The 525-nt window shown below is 67.6% G+C and carries 1 protein-coding gene; it reads left to right on the top strand.

Translation table 11 applies throughout. The features are described 5' to 3' along the window. On the top strand, positions 1-498 hold a 498-nt coding region (locus MKK75_RS17275; RefSeq protein WP_279593957.1), incomplete at its 5' end, for an acyl-CoA dehydrogenase family protein. Positions 499-525: the final 27 nt, after the last annotated feature.

Here is a 525-nt window from a genome sequence, read left to right as displayed (position 1 = left end):
GTCGGCGAGGACGCGCTGCTGCCGAACGTGTCCGGCCTGAAGGGGCCGTTCGGCTGCCTCAACCGGGCGCGCTACGGCATCTCGTGGGGGGCGCTGGGCGCCGCCGAGGATTGCTGGCACCGGGCGCGCACCTACACCCTGGAGCGCAAGCAGTTCGGCCGGCCCCTGGCGCAGACGCAGCTGGTCCAGAAAAAGCTCGCCGACATGCAGACCGAGATCGCACTCGGTCTCCAGGCCTCGCTCCGGGTCGGGCGGCTGATGGACGAGGACAGGATGGCCCCGGAGATGATCAGCCTAGTCAAGCACAACAATTGCGGCAAGGCCCTCGACATCGCCCGTACCGCCCGCGACATGCATGGCGGCAACGGCATCATGGGCGATTACCATGTGATGCGCCACGCCCAGAACCTCGAGACGGTCAACACCTACGAGGGCACGCACGACTTCCACCCGCTGAACCTGGGCCGGGCTCAGACGGGGCTGCAGGCTTACGTTTGAGGGGCTGACAGCGGCCGGTGATGTGGT

The organism is Methylobacterium sp. J-030 (genome assembly GCF_022829545.1).
GTDB lineage: Bacteria > Pseudomonadota > Alphaproteobacteria > Rhizobiales > Beijerinckiaceae > Methylobacterium.
This window is presented reverse-complemented; position numbering and strand designations above follow the sequence as displayed.